The sequence below is a fragment of the Thermobacillus sp. genome, assembly GCF_003390775.1.
Taxonomy (GTDB): Bacteria; Bacillota; Bacilli; order Paenibacillales; family Paenibacillaceae; genus Thermobacillus; species Thermobacillus xylanilyticus.
In genome coordinates, this window is the sequence record NZ_QEWA01000056.1 from 12703 (window position 1) to 32664 (window position 19962).

Below are 19962 nucleotides of genomic sequence, written 5' to 3' on the forward strand. Positions count from 1 at the left end.
ATGTCGGATCACATCCAAGCTGAACCGACCGGCACGGACGGCCGCGTCCGGATGCCGATACCGAAATGGCGGATTACGATGTGGGTCATCCTGTCGCTGCTGTTGCTCATGGCGGCAGGGATCGGCGGCGTCGCCCTCTACATTTGGAACGGTCTGAAGCCGACCGCCGCGGGAGAGCCGGTGCGGATTGAAATTCCGAGCGGCACGTCCGCTTTCCGGACGGCCGAACTGCTGGAGGACTACGGCATTATCCGCAGCGCATTTCTGTTCAAGTATTATCTGCACTTCAAGGATCAGGGGGATCATTTTCAGGCCGGTCTGTACGAGATGACGCCGGGCATGACGAACGACGAGATCATCGCGATGCTGAACGAAGGGCGCACCTTGAAGCCCGAGACGTTCCGCTTCACGATTCCGGAAGGCTATACGATCGAGAAAATAGCGGACAAGCTGGCGGCCGAGGGACTGATCGACAAGTCCGCCTTCCTCGCGCTGGCCGATTCGGCCGAGGCGCGGGGCTGGTCGTCCGCGGCCGCGTCCGTGCCGGATGACGAGAAGCTGCTCCATCCGCTGGAGGGCTATCTGTTCCCCGAAACCTACGAGATGGAGGCGGGCAGCACCGAAGCCGACATTCTGAAGCGGATGATGATCGAGCTCGACCGGAAGCTGGCCCAACTGCCCGAAGACTGGCAGGACGTCCTGGACGAGCGGAACATGACGCTGCACGAGCTGCTGACCATCGCGTCGCTGATCGAACGCGAAGTCGCCGTCGCGGAGGAACAGCCGATCGTCGCCAGCGTCATCTACAACCGGCTGAAGGAAGGCATGCCGCTGCAGATCGACGCCACCGTGCAATACGCGCTCGGCGAGACGAAGGAACGGATTCTGGAAGAAGATCTCGAGGTGGACAGCCCGTACAACACGTACAAGATTCCCGCACTTCCGCCGGGACCGATCGCGAGCCCGAGCCTGTCGGCGATCCGCGCGGCGCTCGAGCCGGAAGAGACGGATTACCTTTATTACGTGACGAAAAAGGACGGCTCGCGGACGCATCTGTTCGCCAGAACGTTCAAGGAGCATCAGGAGAACATCCGCAAAAGCAATGCAGTCGCGGCTCAAGGAGGCGGCGGCGGATGACGGCGGGACGGAAGCCGGAATTGCTGGCGACGGCGTCATCCCCGGCTGAGCTGGAGCGGCTGGCGAATGCCGGAGCGGACGCCCTGCTCGTCGGCGGACCGCCGTTCGCCGCCCGCGCCGCCGGTCCGTTCGACCTCGCGATGATCCGCGACGCGGCGCGGCTGCTCCATCCGCAAGGCAAACGGCTGTACGTGCTCGTGAACAATCTGCTGGACAACGCGGCGCTCGAGGCGCTGCCGGAATACATCCGCGGGCTGGCGGAAGCGGGGGCGGATGCCGTCGAATGCGGCGATCCCGCCGTGCTGATGACGGTCCGCGAAGAGGCGCCGCGGATCGCCGTTCACTGGAATGCCGAGATGACGGCGACGAACGCCCGCGCGGCGGAATTCTGGGGCAGGCGCGGCGCTTCCCGCGCCGTGCTCGCCCGGGAGCTGAACGGGGAAGAGATTCTGGCGTTCAAGGCGAAGACGTCGCTCGAAGTGCAGGTTCAGGTGCACGGCATGACGAACATCTACCACTCGAAGCGGCGGCTCGTGGAGAGCTATCTGGAGCACAGTGCGAATACAGGCCGCGCGTTCGAGCTGCGCGGACGGGACGGATCGGATGCAGAGCGGACCGCTGGCCGTCCGGGGGCAGCCGACGCGGCGCAGGGACTCTATCTGATCGAGACGGAGCGTCCGGACAGCCGGCTGCCGATCTTCGAGGACGAGGCCGGAACGCATATCATGAGTCCGGACGACATCTGCCTGCTCGAGGTCGTCCACGAGCTGCTCGAGGGCGGTATCGACGCGCTCAAGATCGAAGGGCTGCTGAAGACGCCCGAATACAACGAGGCGGCCGTCCGGGCGTACCGCACCGCAATCGACGAATGGCTGCGCGATCCCGCGGGATACGAGTTTCGTGAGGAGTGGCTCGAGCCGATTCGGCGACTGCAGGATCCCCGCCGCGAGCTGACGTTCGGGTTTTACTACAAGGAACAGGTTTACTAGAACAGGAGCAAGGAGGCGGCGCTGATGGCCGCGATGACGATGCCGGCTGCCAGGGGCAGAAGGGTCCGGCTTGAGCGTCCGGAATTGCTGGCGCCGGCCGGAAGTCTGGAGAAGCTGAAGTTCGCCGTCCACTACGGCGCGGATGCGGTCTATATCGGCGGACAGAAATACGGGTTGCGCTCGAACGCCGACAACTTCACGCTCGAAGAGATGAAGGAGGGCGCCCGGTTCGCGCGGGGTTATGGCGCCAAAGTGTTCTGCGCGGTCAACATCTACGCGCACGACGAGGATCTGGACGGGTTGGAGGAATACTTAAGCGGGCTCGAGGAAGCGGGCATCGCCGCGATCATCGCTGCCGATCCGGTCGTCATCGAGACCGCGCAGCGCGTTGCGCCCGGCCTCGAGGTGCATCTCAGCACGCAGCAGTCGGTGCTGAACTGGCGCACCGTCCAGTTCTGGAAGGATGAAGGGCTGCCGCGCGTCGTGCTGGCCCGGGAGACGAGCCTGGAGCAAATTCTGGAGATCAAGCGGCGCGTCGACATCGAGCTGGAAGTGTTCGTCCACGGCGCGATGTGCTCGTCGTTCAGCGGGCGCTGCGTGCTGTCGAACCATTTTACCGACCGGGATTCGAACCGCGGCGGCTGCTGCCAGTCCTGCCGCTGGCAGTACGACCTGTACTTCGGCGAAGACGAGCCGGTATTGGCCGGGGAAGGCGACCGGTTCACGATGGGCTCCAAGGATCTGTGCATGATCGGGCATTTGCCGAAGCTCATCGAGGCCGGCATCGACAGCTTCAAGATCGAAGGGCGGATGAAAAGCCTGCATTACGCGGCGACGGTCACGGGTGTCTACCGCCAGGCCATCGACGCCTATTTCGCCGATCCCGCCGGCTACCGGCTGAAGCCGGAGTGGCTTGAGGAGATCTACAAGGCGGCGAACCGGCCGCTGACCACCGGATTTTTCTTCGGCGAGCCCGACGCGGACGACCATATCTACGGGCCGGAGCCGAAGGGCGCGCCGTATGACTTTGCGGGGGTCGTCCTGGACTACGACGAACGGACCGGCATCGCGCTCGTCGAGCAGCGGAGCCCGTTCCGTCCGGGGCAGGAAGTCGAATTTTTCGGTCCGGGCGGCAGGCTGTTCCGCCAGACGCTCGGCGAACTGGAAGACGAGTCCGGCGCACGGATCGACGTTGCCCGCCATCCGCTGCAGCGCGTGCGGATTCGCACGGAGCAGCCGGTCCGGGCGATGGATCTGATGCGGAAGCGGATCGGCGCATGAGCGGGAGGAACCATAAGGAAGACGATCATCCGGGCGGATAAGCCCGGATTTTTTTTGCAAGCCGGGCCTAACGAAGCATGCCGTCCTTTCCGATAATAAAAATATATGCGTAAGTACATACGATGCCGGAAGCATGACCGGCGGCAATCGTGTCTTTCACGGCAAATGCAAGGCAACCGGCAGAGGGGAGGCGGCAAGACCAATCCGTTGGTGCTCCGAAGCATGACGTTGAACACTTTAAAACAGCGTAATGAAAGCGATACGCAACATTAGTGCGATTTGGGTGGTGGACATCATGAAATGGACATGGAAACCGAAAGAACGAAAAAGTCAGGGCGACGCACCCGATTCATCGGCAAAAAACCGGAATGCGGCCGATCTCACCAAGGTAACCGAGGCTGTATCGAAAATCGGCGCCGGCCTGAACAAGGTGAGGCTGACCCGTTCCGTTGGCGTGAAGCTGTTCGCCATCATTTTTGTCAGCATTCTGGTCTGCGTCTACGCCGTCGGGCTCTATTCATACGAGACGGCGAAGGACATCATCAAGAACAAGGTGATGGACGCCTCGAAGACGGCGATCTCCCAGACGGCGGGCAAGCTGAATCTGCAGCTGTCCAGCATCGAGAACCTGGTCATGTCCGTCGTGCTTGACCAGACGCTTCAGTTGAATTCCCGGGAGCTGGCCTATGCGGCGAACCTGACCGACTTCGAGCGTTACCAGAAAGTGCAGGGAATCGAGACGAGCTTCAACAACTTCCTGTTCGGCAACAGCAAATATATCACGGGCGGCGCGCTGCTTCCGCTGAAGAACGAGCTGTCTGCCATCCTGAGCGCGACGAGCCGTCTCGACGTCCAGAAGGCGCTTGAATCCGACTGGTACAAGCGGGCACTCGAACTGGACGGCACGACGTACTGGATTCCGACGATGAAGAACGGTCTGAACGGCAACGGCAACAAAATGACGTTCGGACTCGCCAAGGTGATTCGCTCTACGGCGACCAATGAACCGATCTACCTGCTGGTGCTGGAATATGACTATCAGGTGGTCATGGAGCAATTCGCCGGCGTCTCGCTCGGCGACGGCAGCCAGGTTCGCATCGTCGATGCGGACGGGACGATTCTGTTCGGTCCGGATGAAGAAGTCGGCCAGAAACTGGACATTGAACTCGGCCAGGCCTTGCAGGCGGAAGCCGTCACCGCCGAGCTGAACGGCGATACGGTGCTTGCGCCCTATCAGACGCTCATCACCGGCTGGACGCTGGTCGGCACCTTGCCGGTCGGTGAGCTGGTCAAGGATGCCGGCAAGATCCGCAACGTCATGTACGGCATGCTGGGAATCGCGGCCCTTCTCGCCGCGGGCATCGGCCTGCTCGTCATCTGGATGATCGCGATGCCGCTGGCGAAATTGCGCAACCTGATGAACGAAGGGGAGAAAGGCAATCTGACCGTCCGTTCGAACATCAGGAAGCGCGACGAAATCGGTCAGCTCGCGCTCAGCTTCAACCAGATGATGGAGCAGATCACGGCGCTGGTCAACCGGACGAACGAGTCGGCGGCGCAAGTGCTGCGGACGGCGGAAAATCTGTCGGAAGCTTCGCGCAAGACGGCGCTTTCCGCCAAGGAAATCGCCGTCGCCACCGAGGAAATCGCGAACGGCGCCACGAGCCTCGCGGTCGAGGCGGAGCGCGGCAGCGAACTGACGGAGCAGATGGGCGCGAAGATGCAGGAGGTCAACGAAGCGCGCGACCAGATGGCCTCGTCGGCCGTCGAGGTCGAGCGGGCGAGCGAACAGGGCACGCGCTATATGGCTTCGCTCATCGAGAAGACCGGCATGACCGAGGAAATGACGCGCAACATGGTCGAGAAGGTCGACAGGCTGAAAGAAAGCACGCGGTCGATCCGGCAAATTCTCGATGTGCTCAACAATATCACGAAGCAGACAAACATTCTGTCGCTCAACGCGACGATCGAAGCGGCGCGGGCCGGCGCCGCGGGCAAAGGTTTCATGGTCGTCGCGGACGAGATCCGCAAGCTGGCGGATCAATCCCGCGAGTCGATCGATGTCGTCGCCTCGATCACGGAGTCGATCCAGAGCGAGATCGAAGCCACGGTCGGCGTGCTGGGAGAGGCCTATCCGATCTTCCAGGAGCAGATCGAATCGGTCAAGGAAGCGAATCAGATCTTCCTGTCCGTCCAGGCGCAGATGAACGCCTTCACGGCGCATCTGGAGACGGTGAACGATTCGGTCGCTCAGCTCGGCCAGACGCAGAGCGTGCTCTCCGAAGCGATGAGCAACGTCAGCGCGGTGGCGCAGCAATCGTCGGCGACGAGCGAGGAAGTGGCATCGCTCAGCAACGAGCAGCTGAACATCAGCGAGAATCTGGTCGTGCTGTCGAACGAGCTGGAGAAGGTGTCCAATCATCTGAAGGAGACGCTCTCCCATTTCCGGACGGACGACTGGAAGAATCAGAACGGCAAAGCCTAAGATGCGTCAAGGCCGGTTCCGCGGCATGTCCCGCGGGACCGGCTTTTTTCATGCAACGGACGCCCTGGCGGGGCATAGGGAGCGCACCCGAAGGCTACACTGGCGAATGGAAGGAGGCGGGGGATGTGAAGGAAGATCGGACCGAACGCAGGATTCGCCGGATCGGTCGGCTGGGCGTCGCCGCGACGATCGCGGCAGCGGTCTGCCTCGGCCGGCTGGCGTGGCTGCAGGTGCTGCCCGGGGTGCTGCCCGCCGCCGCGGACGTAACCGAACGGGCCGTGGTGAGCCGGTTCGACCGACTGGTCGCCGATACGGGACGCGGGCGCATCGTCGACCGGGCCGGCGTGTCGCTGGTCGGGCTGCCGTACCCCGCCCTGGCCGCGTTTCCGGTGAACGGACCGCGGGGAGAGGAAGGGCAATACGCGCAGCTGGCGAAAGCGGTTGGCATGCCGCCGGACGAACTGCGGAGCTGGCTGGAGAGTCTGACCGAGCCGGAGTTCCTCATGGACCGGGAAGGCCGCGCGCCGCTTCCGCTTCACGGGCAGTCGGCAAGAACGGCGGAGGAAGCGGGGCTCGCCGGCGTCTATGTGCTGCCCTATACGCCGCGGGATTCGTCCGTCCTGGGAGCGCAGCATGTCGTCGGCTACGTCAGCCAGAATCCCGGACGGCTTGCCGAGCTTTACGCGGAGGAAGCGGCGAGGGGCGAAATGCCGCTGGATGCGAAGATCGGCGGCATGGGGCTCGAGCGTTCGCTGGAGAAGCTGCTGCGCGGTTCGGGACCGGTCATCGCCCAGCGCAGACGGAACGCGGGCGGCGATTCGCTGCCGGGGGCGCTGCGGATCGCGCAAAGCCGGAGCGGCTATTATCCGCTGACCGTCCGGACGACGCTGGACGGCCGGCTGCAGCGCGAACTGTCCGCGCTGGCGGACCGGGCGGGCCTCAAGGAAGGGGCGATCGTCGTGCTGGATGCGGCGACCGGCGACATCGCGGCGATGGTCTCCCGGCCGGCTTACGATCCGCTGCGGATCGCGCCCGGCCTCGCCGGCACGGAAAACCACGCGCTCCGCGCCGCCGCGCCGGGCTCGATCTTCAAGCTCGTCACGCTGGCGGCGGCGCTTGACGCCGGCGTCGTTCATCCCAAGGAGCGCTTCCGCTGCGACGGCGAATACGGGCGCTACGGGCTCTCCTGCTGGAAGGAAGGCGGTCACGGCGTGCTGACGCTGGAAGAGGCGTTCGCCCAGTCGTGCAATGTCGCCTTCGCACAGATCGCCGAACGACTCACGCCGGAGCAGCTGGCGGCGGCGGCCGACCGGCTCGGCTTCGGCCGGCCGCTTGTCCGCCCGATCCGCTGGCCGGGGGCCGGCGGCGAGGTCCGGCCGCTTCCCGAGGAAGAGAGCGGCCGCGTGTTCGCCGGCCGGCCGGACGCGCGGGACGGCGGTCTGATCGTCCAGACCGCCATCGGCCAGCGCGACGCGGCCGCCACGCCGCTGCAGGCGGCCGCAGCCGTCGTCGCCCTGCTGCAAGGCGGCCGGGTGCCCGCGCCCCGCATCGTGGCGGACATCCGCTACGCTTCCGGAGGCCGGATGGCCGCGTTCGGAACCGCCGAATCGCCGTCGCGTTTCGGGCGCGTCTCGCCGCGCACGGCCGCCTTCCTGCTTCACGGCATGGAGGCGGTCGTCCGGGAGGGGACGGGGCGCGCCCTGCGGGATGCGGCGTGGCCGCTCGCGGGCAAGAGCGGAACGGCCCAGGCGATGAAGGATGGCCGGCCGGTCAATCATCAATGGTTCGCGGGCTTCGGGCCGGTCGGCCGGCCGCGGTACGCCGCCGCCGTCGTGGCGCTGAACCGCCCGGAAGGCAGCGAGCACCAGGCGGTTCTGCTGTTCCGGCAAGTGATGGATATCCTCGCGGCGCATGAAGAAAGCTCCGCTTCCGTACGCTAACGGAGGCGGAGCTTTTTTGCCGGGTCAGGTTGCGTTGGGCGAGCCTGCGGGCGGATCCGCGGGCGGGTTGTCGTAATCGAGCGGCGGCCGGATCCAGCGGCGCAGATAGCCCTGCGCGTGCAGCTGCTTGATCAGGATGACGAGCACCGGCGACAGGATGACGCCGGCCACGCCGAAGAGCGACAGCGAGACCAGCATGCAGACGAGCATCGTGTAGGCGGATACACCGAGCGTTCCGCCCGTGATCTTCGGCTCGAGAATCTGGCGCGTCAGCAGGACGACGCCGAGGATGACGGTCAGCCAGATCGCAAGCTGCGTCTGCCCGACGATGAACAGGTAGATGATCCACGGCGCGAACACGGTCGTGACGCCGAGCAGCGGGAGGATGTCCGCGATGGCCGACAGCGCCGCGATCGTGAAGGCGTTGTTCACGCCGAGCAGCATCAGGGCGGTCAGAATGACCACGAAGGTGATCGAGACGAGGATGAGCTGCGATTTCAGATACCCGACGATGCCGGCCAGCACGTTGTCTTTCAGGAAGTAGAACGCCGTCTTGAACGTGTTGGGCGTTTTTTCGCGGGCCAGCTTCTTCCACGTGTCGATCTCGATGCTCAGAAAATACGCGAGAATGATGCCGATACCGAAATTGAACACGAAGGTGCTGAGGGATGAAAGAATGTTGACGAATCCGACCAGAATCTGCGTTGCGACCCGCTGCCCCCAGCCCGTAATCGAATTGATGACGCTCTGCGTCTGCTGCACGACGCCTTCCGGGAGCAGGTCGATCCGGCTTTGGAGCCAGGCGATCCAGTACGTCGCTTCCTCGGTGAAGATCGTCTGGTAATCGGGCAGCCGGTCGACGAATTCCATGATTTCGTAAGTCAGCAGAACGCCTGCCCCGATGAACGCCCCGAGGATGACCAGCGTGAAGAACAGGACGCTGATGGCGGAAGCGATCGCTTTCTTGATGCCGATCCGGTTCAGCCGTTTCGCCAGCGGCTCGATGCAGGCGAAGATCAGGAAGGACATGAAGACGGGAGCGGCGATCTTGTACAGAAAACTGAAGACGTACATGATGAGCCATACGGTAAGCGCGATGAGCGCGATATCGAATGCCGTCCGCCAGTAGCGTTTGTAGAACGTGATCATATCGACTCCCCTTCGAGATGTTGGTGGCGCAAAAAAAGGGACAACCTGATTTTACTATAGTTTTGGAGAAGCCGCCTATTTTTTTAACGATTATGATACAATAAACAAGATGAATACGACGCCGGAAGCGAAACCGGTGCGGCGTTCACTTGGGATGGTGGGGAAACGTTCGCATGGAGAATGTGCTGCTGTGGGGATTCTACTTCCTGACGTTCTATGCTTTTCTGCCAGGATTCATCAGCCGGACGTTCGGATTCCGCGTATTCAAGCGTGGACGAGCCCGCGAAGAGATCGCGCTTACATTCGATGACGGGCCGGACCCGGTGTACACGCCACGCCTGCTGGATTTGCTGCGCAAATACGGGGCGAAGGCAACGTTCTTCGTCGTCGGCGTCCACGCCGAGCGGCACCCCGAGCTGCTCAGGCGGATGGCGGAGGAAGGACATGACATCGGCATTCATAATTATTTACACAAGACGAACTGGCTCATGCGCCCCGGCACGGTGAAGAAACAGATCGCCCGCACGAGCGGGATCATCGAACAGGCGACGGGTGTGAAGCCGGTTTACTACCGTCCGCCGTGGGGCATTGTCAATCTGTTCGATTTCGCCAATCTCGGCTATTTGCAGATCATTCTGTGGTCGGCGATGTTCGGCGACTGGCGGAAGCGCGTCGGCGTCGAACGGCTGACGGCGCGGATGATGAAGAAGCTGCGCCCGGGCGAAGTGCTGCTTCTGCACGACTGCGGCAATACGTTCGGAGCGGACGAAGACGCGCCGGAACAGATGCTGCAGGCGCTGGAAGTGTATTTGCAACGGGGCAGCGAGCGGGGCTATCGATTTGTGACGATCGGGGAGTTGATCGCCGTGACGGACAAGAATCGCGCGCGCGAGAAGGCCGGGCGGCAGCCGGGCTGGTTCAAGCGGACGGTGACGGCATGCTGGATGGCATGGGAGCGCTGCTTCAACGTGCTGTTCCGGATTGTCGATGTCGGCGACGGCTCGCTGCTTCATTACCGCATCCGGCCGTATCGCGGCGGCGAGCTCGTGCTGGACGACGGCGCCGTCATCCGGCCGAACGACAAGATCGTCGAACTGCATTTCGACAATGCGAAGCTCAGGCAATTGCTGGAGAATTCGCGTTCACTCATGAAAGTCGCGATTTTCCTGATCCGCGAGACGGAGAAGGCGCTGCCGGCGCTGGCGCGGCATCTGGAGAGCAAAGCGGATCTCAGCGATGTCAAGGGGCTGTACGGCATCAGCATGATTCACCGCGGTCCGGAGGCGTTCGGGTTCAGCGTGCTGGATATGCCCCGGGGGTCGTTCCGGTTCTTGACGACCCGGTATCTCCGGCTGCTGATCCGGGTGCTTCATCCGAGCGGAGGGGAGCTGCTCAGAGACAAGAATGTGCAGTTCTACCCGCGCATCATGGCGATGTCCATGGCCGAGTTCCTGAGACGGTACGGCAGCGCGTCCGGCCGTCCGCAGCCGGATGCGTCCGGCGCGCTCGAGCCGGCCGCGGCGGGGGCATTGCCGGCCGACGGGCCGGCGGCGGCCATCCTGACGGGCGGCAAGACGCTGCAGCAGTAATCGCGGCATAAAAGAAGGGGCTGTTCCGGATCCCGCGCCTTAAGGGATCTGACGGAACAGCCCGTCTTTTTGTATTCAGATCTTGAGCACGGCGCCCATGCTGGCGTTCGTGACGAGATGCGAGTACCGCGCGAGGTAGCCGCCCGAAATCTTCGGCGTGAAGCCGGGCCATTCCGCGCGCCGCTTCTCCATCTCTTCGTCGCTGATCAGCACGTTCATCGTGCGGTTGTTCAGATCGAGCTCGATGATGTCGCCGTCGCGGACGAACGCGATCGGGCCGCCCTCCGCCGCTTCCGGCGAGACGTGGCCGATGCTGATGCCGCGGGACGCGCCGGAGAATCGGCCGTCGGTCACGAGGCCGACCTTGGCGCCGAGGCCCATGCCGACGATCTGTGACGTGGGCGCCAGCATCTCCGGCATGCCGGGACCGCCCTTCGGCCCTTCGTAGCGGATGATGACGACATGGCCTTCCTTCACCTTGCCGGACGCGATGCCCGCGAGCGCCTCATCCTGCGAATCGAAGCAGATGGCCGGGCCTTTGTGGTAGCCGCCGACCGAAGGGTCGACCGCGCCGACTTTGATGACCGCGCCTTCCGGCGCCAGGTTGCCGAACAGAATCGCGAGGCCGCCGCGCTCGCTGTGGGGATTGTCCAGCGGACGGATGACGTCCTTGTTCTTGATCTCGCAGCCTTCGACGTTCTCGCGGAGCGTCTTGCCGGTGACCGTAATGCATTCTCCGTGGATCGCGCCGGGCTTCTTGAGCAGCTCGTTCAGGATGGCCGATACGCCGCCGGCTTCATGCACGTCTTCGATGTGGTAATCCGATGCGGGCGCGATCTTGGCGAGATGCGGCACGCGCTCCGCCACTTCGTTGATGCGCGAGATCGGGTAATCGATGCCCGCTTCGCGCGCGATCGCGAGCGTGTGCAGCACGGTGTTCGTCGAGCCGCCCATCGCCATGTCGAGGGCGAACGCATTGTCGATCGCTTCCTTGGTGACAATGTCGCGAGGCTTGATGTCGCGCTTGATCAGCTCCATCAGCTGGCGCGCCGATTGCTTCACGAACTCTCGGCGTTCCGGCGAGATGGCCAGGATCGTGCCGTTGCCGGGCAGCGCGAGGCCGAGCGCTTCGGCGAGGCAGTTCATCGAGTTCGCGGTGAACATGCCGGAGCAGGAGCCGCACGACGGGCAGCCGTACATTTCGAGTTCCCGCAGGCCCTTCTCGTCGATCTTGCCGGATTGGTAGGCGCCGACGCCTTCGAACACGCTCGACAGCGAGATCGACCGGCCGTCGGACGTCTTGCCGGCCTTCATCGGACCGCCGCTGACGAAGATCGTCGGGATGTTGATGCGCAGCGCCGCCATCATCATGCCCGGCGTAATCTTGTCGCAGTTCGGAATGCACACCATGCCGTCGAACCAGTGGGCGTTCACGACCGTCTCGACCGAGTCGGCGATGAGCTCCCGGCTGGCGAGAGAGTAGCGCATGCCGATATGGCCCATCGCGATGCCGTCGTCGACGCCGATCGTGTTGAACTCGAACGGGACGCCGCCGGCTTCGCGGATCGCTTCCTTGACCAGCTTGCCGAATTCCTGCAGATGGACGTGGCCCGGAATGATGTCGATGTAAGAGTTGCAGACCGCGATGAACGGTTTGTCGAAGTCTTCTTCCTTGACTCCCGCGGCGCGCAGCAAGCTGCGGTGCGGGGCGCGGTCGAAGCCGCGCTTGATCATGTCGGATCTCATTTTGCCTGTGGTCAACTGCGATTTCCCCTTTCCGATTCTGAGGCGGATCCGTGCAAACGCCGGGAACTATCTAATTTAGTGTAACATATCCGCCATACCTTGACCAGCAATCGGGAGGCAGACGGAGGCAACAAAAACGGCGGGGGCAATTGCGCCTTCCCGCCATCCGAATGTCTGCTTTTGGTCTCAGAAGAAATCGATCAGATTCGTCGGCGTCGCCGGAACGCGAGATTCGAGCAATTCCGCGGCCGCCGCGTCGCCGGTGAACAAGCCGTCCTCATACAGGGACGCAGGACGCTGATCGCCGAGAAGCACTGCCGACAGCGCGCGAATGTGGCAAGCCAGCGCCGGAGCATCCGGCGACCCGGCGGCGGCCGGCGTCAGGCTCCCGCGGCCGTCCGCGTCGACGGAGAGCAGGAATTCGCCGTCGTTCCAGGGCGCGGCCTCGTCCGTGATGCGCAGCCGCAGACGGGTCGGGCCGTTCCCCGGTCGGAACGCGTATGCGTAGACGAAGCTCTGGACATCGACGATGCGGCCCATGACGTGCGGCATCCGCGTCTGCGTGAACCGGGGATCATGCAGGAGAAACGGCAGACGGTCGTTCGCCGAACATTTCAGCTGCACCTTGTCCGCCATGGAATCGTGGTTGGCGATGAACGCCAGCATGCCCTCCCGCGCTTCGCGATTCAGGTAAACCCACTCCGCAATGTGCATCAGCCGGTCCTTCAGCGTGAACAGCATGTACCCCTGCGGCTCGCCGGACGCGTCCTCGTAGATGTAGCAGCAACACTCGTTCGCGAGCACCCGCTCTTCCCACCAATCCGCGTCGCGATCGTTCATGGTATTGAACCGGGCCGCATAACGCCCGCGCAGGCGATGGAGCAGTCCCAGTTCCTCCAGGGGCCGTTCGATCCGCCGCATGCCGCCCTCCATCGCGAATCCTCCGCATTTCTCCGGCTGCAGTTCAAGCACAACGGCGTCCGCGACGACTTCCCAACCGAATTTCCGGTAAAACGGAATGGAGAAGGGGTGCAGGAACGAAACGGTCACCCCTTCGTCGCGCATTACGCCCAGGACGTGCAGGAGGAGCTGCCGGACGAGTCCCTGTCTCCGGAATTCCGGCCACGTAGCGACCCCCGCGATGCCGCCCATCGGGATGCTGCGGCCGTTCAGCCAGATCCGCATCGGATGGACGGCGGCTTTGGCCGCCAACCGTCCGTCAATGAAATATCCCCAGACGCGGTCCGGCTTCAACGATTTGCGGCGCTGTTCCCATACTTCCGGGTTGAGGCTGAATTGAAACGCGAAAGAGGACAGCCGGATGCTGTCATCCACTTCCTTATCCGTCAGACGACGGATGCCCTGTTCCTTCATTCGGGATCACTCCTCGTCACAACACACTCATCAGGAACGTACCGGTTTTTTCGAGAAGATGCAAGAGCATTGGGGCGCAAAATTTTTATGTTATAAAAGTTAACATTAAATTGCGAATTCTGAGGATTAACGTTATAATTATGTTAGAAAACCGAACATTAAATTGGATGGAAGGGAGAGATGTACGCATGCTGCTGACGGAAAGGGAGAAGGAGCGGCTGATGATCAGCGTGGCCGCCGATCTCGCAAGGCGGAGGCTGGCGCGCGGCGTCAAGCTGAACTATCCGGAAAGTGTGGTGCTCATCACGTCCGAAATCCTCGAGGGCGCGCGAGACGGCAAGACGGTCGCCGAGCTGATGGCGTACGGCGCCCGCATCCTGCGCCGGGACCAGGTGATGGAAGGGGTGCCGGAGATGATTCAGGAAGTGCAGGTCGAGGCAACTTTCCCGGACGGCACCAAGCTGGTCACCGTCCACCATCCGATAGCCGAATAACCGGCCGGGCGGAGATCCGGCATGCAAATGTGGAAGGAGAGATGCCGTGCATGATTCCAGGGGAATACCGGACGGCGGAAGGCGGGATCGAACTGAACGCGGGAAGGCCGCGCAAGGAGCTGATTGTCGTCAATACGGGCGACCGTCCCGTGCAGGTCGGTTCGCATTTTCATTTCTTCGAAGTCAACCGCGCCCTCGTCTTCGACCGCGAGGCGGCGTTCGGCATGCGGCTGGACATTCCGGCCGGAACGGCGGTCCGGTTCGAGCCGGGCGAAGAGAAGCCGGTCGTCCTGACCACAATCGGCGGATCACGCATCGTCTACGGCCTGAACGGGCTGACGCGGGGCGTGGCTGCTCCCGGCGCTGTTCCCGAAGAGGTGCGGGAGCGGCTGGAAGCATGGAAGGAGGGACCGCGGTGAGCCGGATGGATCGCAAAAGCTACGACGGCATGTTCGGCCCGACGACGGGCGATGCGATCCGGCTGGCGGACACGGAGCTGTGGGCCGAAATCGAGCGGGACTATACCGTCTACGGCGACGAATGCAAGTTCGGCGGCGGAAAAGTCATCCGCGACGGCATGGGGCAGTCGAGCCGGGCGCGGCGCGATGACGGCGTGCTCGACACGATCATTACGAACGCGGTCATCATCGACCATTGGGGCATCGTGAAAGCCGACATCGGCATCAAGGACGGCCTGATCGTCGGCATCGGCAAGGGGGGCAACCCCGACCTGATGGACGGCGTCGATCCGAACCTGATCGTCGGCGTCTCCACGGAGGTGATCGCGGGCGAGGGCCGGATCGTCACCGCCGGCGGCATCGATTCGCACGTGCATTTCATCAGCCCGCAGCAGATCGAGACGGCGCTCGCGTCCGGCATCACGACGATGATCGGCGGCGGCACCGGGCCGGCCGCCGGCACGAACGCGACGACGTGCACGCCGGGCGCCTGGCATATCGCCCGCATGCTGGAGGCGGCCGAGGCATTCCCGATGAACCTCGGCTTCACCGGCAAGGGGAACGCCTCGTTCATCGAGCCGCTCATCGAGCAGATCGAAGCGGGCGCGATCGGGCTGAAGCTGCACGAGGACTGGGGGACGACGCCGGCGGCGATCGACGCGTGCCTGCGCGCGGCGGATCTGCACGACGTGCAGGTCGCCATCCACACCGACACGCTGAACGAGTCGGGGTTCGTGGAGGATACGCTGGCCGCGATCGCCGGCCGGACGATGGCAGACCGCGGACAAAATGAAACGCCAGCGCGGACAGCTTCAACCGGACACGGCGAGCGACAACTTCCGCATCCGGCGCTACATCGCGAAATATACGATCAATCCGGCGATCACGCACGGTATCGCGCATCTGGTCGGTTCCGTCGAGCCGGGCAAGTTCGCCGATCTCGTCATCTGGAATCCGATGGTCTTCGGCGTGAAGCCGGATCTCGTGCTGAAGGGCGGGGCCATCGCCTGGGCGCAGATGGGCGATCCGAACGCGTCGATTCCGACGCCGCAGCCGGTATTCGGCCGGCCGATGTTCGCCGCGTTCGGCAAGGCGCGCGCCGCGACCTCGATCACGTTCGTGTCGCAGGCGGCCTATACCCAAGGCATCGCGGAGAAGCTGGGCCTGACGAAGCGGGTGGAGCCGGTGAAGGGCAGCCGGAACATCGGCAAGAAGGATATGGTGCTGAACGACGCGACGCCGCGGATCGAAGTCGATCCCGAGACGTACAAGGTGACCGTCGACGGCGAGCCGTGCACCTGCGAGCCGGCGGCCGTGCTGCCGATGGCGCAGCGGTATTTCCTGTTCTGAGGCGGCAAGGAGGTTGTGGCTGTGGCGGATGCTCTGGATAGTCCGGCAGGCGGCGGAGCGGTGCCGGTGTCCGTTCCGACGCGGACTCGAGCAGATGTGTCGTGGCTGATGCTGCAGCAGCTGCTCGAGTCCGCGCTGCCGATCGGCGGGTTCTCGCATTCGTTCGGCCTGGAGACGATGGTGCAGGAAGGGCGGATCCGGACGTCGGCTGATCTTGAGCGCTATGCGGAGACGATGCTGCTGCTGCAGAGCTGGGCGACGCTCGACGCGATGATCGTGAAGGCGGTGTACGAATGCCCGACGGATGACTGGGAGCGGGCTTGGCGCATCGAGCGGCTCGTCCATCTCCAGCGCGCGGCGGCGGAGTCGCGGGCGGCCGCCGGGAAGATGGGGCGCCGGCTGCTCCGCCTCGCGGCCAGTGTCCATCCGGGACTTGATCTGTCGCCGCTGGAAGAGGCCTTCCGAAGCGGCCGCTCCCTGGCTACGCATCCGCTCGTCTTCGGGTTTCTGTGCCGGCGCCTCGGCTTTCCGCTCCATCAGGCGGTGCAGGGGCTGCTTTACGGCAACATCGTCACTTGCGTGAACAGCGCGCTGCGTCTTATGGCGATCGGCCAGACGGAGGGGCAGGCGATCATCGCCCGGCTCATCCCGCTCATCGCCGAAGGGTGGGAGTTGGCGAACCGGCTCGAACCGGAGGACGCGCACGGCAACACGCCGCTTGCGGAACTGATGGCGATGCGCCATGAGACGCTGTATTCCCGGCTGTTCATGTCGTAGCGATGACGCCGGATAACCATTTTTTGATAGGAAGGGATTTCCATGTGCCAAGGACAGGGACATCATCACCATCATGATTGGGAGACGCCGACCGTACCGGCGGACCGTCCGATGCGGATCGGCATCGGCGGGCCGGTCGGTTCGGGCAAGACGGCGCTCGTCGAGCGCATTGCGAAGGCAATGCGGGACCGCTACAGCATCGCCGTCATCACGAACGATATCTATACGGCGGAAGACGCGCGCATTCTCGTGAAAACCGGCTGCCTGCCGGAGGAGCGGATCATCGGCATCGAGACGGGCGGCTGCCCGCACACGGCGATCCGGGAGGACGCCTCGATGAACTTCGAGGCGATCGAGGATCTGAAAACCCGGTTCCCGGATCTGGATTTCATTCTGATCGAGAGCGGCGGCGACAATCTGGCGGCGGCGTTCAGCCCGGAACTGGCGGACCGGTTCATCTACATCATCGACGTGGCGCAAGGGGAGAAAATCCCTCGCAAAGGCGGTCCGGGCATCATGCGCTCCGACCTGCTCCTCATCAACAAGATCGACCTTGCGGAGCATGTCGGCGCGAGCCTCAAGGTGATGGAGGAAGATACGCAGCGGATGCGGGGCGGACGGCCCTATGTGTTCACCAATCTGCTGCACGGCGGCGAAGGGCTCCGCATGATCGTCGACTGGCTGGAACATGAGCTTCAGCATGCCCGCGGCATCCGGCATACGCATTGACGGCGCGGCGGCAGCCGCAGGACTAGGGACGCGGGCCATCGTGCAGCCGCATGCGGTGCCTGGGCCCCGACCGCACGCAGCGCAGGCCGGAAGGCTGGATGCAGCATCGGCAGACGGACTGCCGCAAGTGCCGCCGGCCCACGGGCAGGCTCGCCTCGAAGCCGCCTTCGCCGTCCGCGGCGGGCGCACCGCCCTCGTCTCGAAGATGCACACCGCACCGCTCAAAATCGCGAAGGCGTTCGACCGCCAGCACGAGCTGGCCGTCATCGTCATGGATGCGTCGCCCGGCATGCTCACCGGCGACCGCTACGAGATGGCGTGGACGGCGGAGGCGGACGCGCGCGTCTGCCTGACGAATCAGGGGCACACGCGCATCCATCCGTCGCCGCCAGGCCGCGGCGCGGTGCTGACGCAGCGGTTCGCGCTGCATGAAGGCGCGTGCGTCCAGTCGATGATGGAGCCGCTCATGCTGTACCGGGACGCCGAGTTTGCCGCGTGCACCGAGGTCGACCTCGCGCCGGGCGCCGTCTGGCTGTCTTCCGAGATCATCTGCCCGGGCCGCGCCGGGCGCGGGGAAAAATTCGCGTTCCGCCGTTACGATGCGACGCTGTCCGTCCGGTACGGCGGGGAGCTGATCTTCCGCAGCCGTCAGCTCGTCGACCCTGCGAAACAGCGGATCGCCGCGCCGGGTGCCTGGGAAGACTGCACGCACGTCGGGATGCTGTATTGCTTCTCCGACCGTCTGGACGGCATCCATCTGGATGCGGTGCGCGAGGCGATCGAACGCGCGTCCGAGGCCATGCCCGGCGGGTGCATCGCCGGCGCCTCCCGCACCTGGCGCAATGGCATCGTCGTCATGGCCGCCGGGGGCGCGGCGTGGCGGCTGCAGCGGGTGCTGGAGGCGGCGTGGCGCGCGCTGCGGCGCACGCTCCTCGGTCTGCCGGAGGCGGTGTGAGGGGATAGTTGAAACGGGCTTCCGCTTGAGGCGCAATCTTCAAGCGGAAGCCCGTTTGTGCGATGGCACTGCGCTGGTACCGCATCCGGAGGAGTCGGCGCGGAGTGCCTCCATCTGGTGCAGAAATGCACCAGATGCGGGAAGGTAGGCGCGGAGAACCTCCATCTGGTGCAGATATGCACCAGATCCGGAGGTGTGGCACGGTGAAACTCCCTCCGGCGCACCCATGCGCCGCAAGAGGCCACCCCGGTTACAAGGTGCGGATGTGTGAACAGGCTTCAGGTCTGCGCGTATTTTTCTCTGTACTCGTAGGGGCTCATGTTCTCGTGGTTTTTGAACACCCGGCTGAAATGCGCGGAATCGGCGTAGCCGACCCGGCTGCCAACCTCGTAAATCTTCAGCTTCGTCGTGCGGAGCAGCTCCTTCGCCTTTTCCATCCGGATGCGGAGCAGCGCCTGCGTGAACGTGGTGCCCGTCTCGTTCTTGAACAGGGTGCTGAGGTAGTTCGGATTGAGATACAATCGCTCGGCGAGTCCGGACAGCGTAATGTCCTGGTCGTATTCCGTCTCCAGAATGTGAATCGTCTGGCGGATCAGATGGTGCATCTCGCCGCGCGGCTCAAGCAGGCCGTCCGTTCCTTGTTCCGTCCCGTCGCCCGCGACCGGCACGGCCGGACGGTCAATGCCGAGCTGTTTCAGGCTGCGCCAGTAGAGGCCGCTCACTTCCGAAAGCTGCTTGGCCACGCCGCCGATCCCGGCCCGGATCGTCCGCCGCAGGGTGGCGCGGACCGCGTCCGCGCAGCGCGAGGCGATCTCCTCCGGCGACGCGTGGCCGTCCTTCAGGAACAGGACGCAGGTCAGATGGCTGCCTTCAACGAAGACGAGGGGAACGCCGAAACCGCTCAGCACATCGCCCAGCACGTTCTTGACGGCGAAGCGGATCGTGCCGCCTTCCTCCGCGTCCTCGATGACGAAGCTGAGCACGCCGACGGCGTCGTATTCCGGGAACATCCACTCGTCGTAGTAGGGGAGGGGCAGTTCGTAGAGCAGATCCTGCACCCTTTTCTCCAGCAGGGCCATTTCCCGCAGCCGGCTGATCCGCTCCGCTTCCTTGCGTCCCCGTACCGTATCGGCGGCCTTGGCGATCGCTTCGCGAAGCGCCTGCACGGATACCGGTTTGAGCAAATATTCGGAGACGTTGGCGCGGATCGCCGCCCGGGCGTACTCGAATTCCGCGTAGCCGGTGAGCATGAAAATGATGATGTCGGGAAAACGTTCGCGGATGCGGGACGCCAGTTCCACCCCGTCCATGCCGGGCATCCGGATGTCGGTGATGACCAGGTCGAACGAATCGTCCAGCATGCGCAGCGCCTCTTCGCCTTCCTCAGCTTCTTCCACTTCGTAGCTGTCGTCGAATCGGCGCACGGTGTCCGCCATCATCTGACGGACGCCGGATTCGTCATCCACGATCAGAATCCGCATCGGTCAATCCTCCTTCTGTCGTCGTGCC

15 protein-coding genes and 1 pseudogene are annotated in these 19962 nt (G+C 63.8%); 12 read left to right on the forward strand and 4 right to left on the reverse strand.

The annotated features are described in order from the left end of the window. From mltG to C6W55_RS16005, 5 genes are all read left to right on the forward strand, one after another. A complete protein-coding gene (gene mltG, locus C6W55_RS15985; RefSeq protein ID WP_286893796.1) occupies positions 1-1137 on the forward strand; it encodes an endolytic transglycosylase MltG in 1137 nt (378 codons plus the stop codon). Further along, complete coding sequence (locus C6W55_RS15990) at positions 1134-2126, forward strand: peptidase U32 family protein (protein ID WP_015255331.1); 993 nt, start codon at positions 1134-1136, stop codon at positions 2124-2126. Before mltG ends, C6W55_RS15990 begins: the two co-directional genes overlap by 4 nt. Before the next feature lie 24 nt (positions 2127-2150). Further along, complete coding sequence (locus C6W55_RS15995) at positions 2151-3407, forward strand: peptidase U32 family protein (RefSeq protein WP_015255330.1); 1257 nt, start codon at positions 2151-2153, stop codon at positions 3405-3407. Positions 3408-3702: 295 nt separating this feature from the next. Next, the gene (locus C6W55_RS16000) at positions 3703-5892 is read left to right on the forward strand and encodes a methyl-accepting chemotaxis protein (RefSeq protein ID WP_015255329.1); all 2190 of its coding nucleotides are present in this window, start codon (positions 3703-3705) and stop codon (positions 5890-5892) included. A gap of 125 nt (positions 5893-6017) precedes the next feature. After that, positions 6018-7832, forward strand: a complete 1815-nt coding sequence (locus C6W55_RS16005) for a peptidoglycan D,D-transpeptidase FtsI family protein (protein WP_286893797.1) — start codon at positions 6018-6020, stop codon at positions 7830-7832. 24 nt (positions 7833-7856) lie between these two features. On the opposite strand, the gene C6W55_RS16010 is transcribed toward C6W55_RS16005, so the two are convergent. Continuing rightward, a complete protein-coding gene (locus tag C6W55_RS16010; RefSeq protein ID WP_015255327.1) occupies positions 7857-8981 on the reverse strand; it encodes an AI-2E family transporter in 1125 nt (374 codons plus the stop codon). A gap of 173 nt (positions 8982-9154) precedes the next feature. Here C6W55_RS16010 and C6W55_RS16015 point away from each other — a divergent pair, with 173 nt between their 5' ends. Continuing rightward, positions 9155-10570 (forward strand): polysaccharide deacetylase family protein, encoded by a 1416-nt coding sequence (locus C6W55_RS16015; protein ID WP_015255326.1) that lies wholly within the window; start codon positions 9155-9157, stop codon positions 10568-10570. 75 nt (positions 10571-10645) lie between these two features. On the opposite strand, the gene ilvD is transcribed toward C6W55_RS16015, so the two are convergent. Then, positions 10646-12316 (reverse strand): dihydroxy-acid dehydratase, encoded by a 1671-nt coding sequence (gene ilvD / locus C6W55_RS16020; RefSeq protein ID WP_041853894.1) that lies wholly within the window; start codon positions 12314-12316, stop codon positions 10646-10648. 186 nt (positions 12317-12502) lie between these two features. After that, positions 12503-13690, reverse strand: coding sequence for a GNAT family N-acetyltransferase (locus C6W55_RS16025; protein ID WP_286893798.1), 1188 nt, complete (start codon positions 13688-13690; stop codon positions 12503-12505). A gap of 188 nt (positions 13691-13878) precedes the next feature. Between C6W55_RS16025 and C6W55_RS16030 the strand changes: the two genes are divergently transcribed. The 6 genes and pseudogenes from C6W55_RS16030 to C6W55_RS16055 all read left to right on the forward strand — a co-directional run bounded on the left by C6W55_RS16030 (position 13879) and on the right by C6W55_RS16055 (position 18453). Continuing rightward, entirely contained in the window at positions 13879-14184 is a 306-nt protein-coding gene (locus tag C6W55_RS16030) for an urease subunit gamma (protein WP_015255323.1), read from the forward strand. Between the two features lie 50 nt (positions 14185-14234). Next, positions 14235-14603 (forward strand): urease subunit beta, encoded by a 369-nt coding sequence (locus C6W55_RS16035; RefSeq protein ID WP_286893800.1) that lies wholly within the window; start codon positions 14235-14237, stop codon positions 14601-14603. Then, a pseudogene (locus C6W55_RS16040) lies at positions 14600-15992 on the forward strand (urease subunit alpha). The gene C6W55_RS16035 and the pseudogene C6W55_RS16040 overlap by 4 nt, the downstream one beginning before the upstream one ends. Positions 15993-16013: 21 nt before the next feature. Beyond that, positions 16014-16769 (forward strand): urease accessory protein UreF, encoded by a 756-nt coding sequence (locus tag C6W55_RS16045; RefSeq protein WP_015255322.1) that lies wholly within the window; start codon positions 16014-16016, stop codon positions 16767-16769. 42 nt (positions 16770-16811) lie between these two features. Beyond that, the gene (ureG, locus tag C6W55_RS16050; RefSeq protein WP_015255321.1) at positions 16812-17498 is read left to right on the forward strand and encodes an urease accessory protein UreG; all 687 of its coding nucleotides are present in this window, start codon (positions 16812-16814) and stop codon (positions 17496-17498) included. Then, complete coding sequence (locus tag C6W55_RS16055; RefSeq protein ID WP_083883218.1) at positions 17458-18453, forward strand: urease accessory protein UreD; 996 nt, start codon at positions 17458-17460, stop codon at positions 18451-18453. The genes ureG and C6W55_RS16055 overlap by 41 nt, the downstream gene beginning before the upstream one ends. Before the next feature lie 278 nt (positions 18454-18731). Here the strand turns inward: C6W55_RS16055 and C6W55_RS16060 are convergent, their stop codons facing one another. Next, complete coding sequence (locus tag C6W55_RS16060) at positions 18732-19934, reverse strand: response regulator transcription factor (RefSeq protein WP_015255319.1); 1203 nt, start codon at positions 19932-19934, stop codon at positions 18732-18734. Positions 19935-19962: the final 28 nt, after the last annotated feature.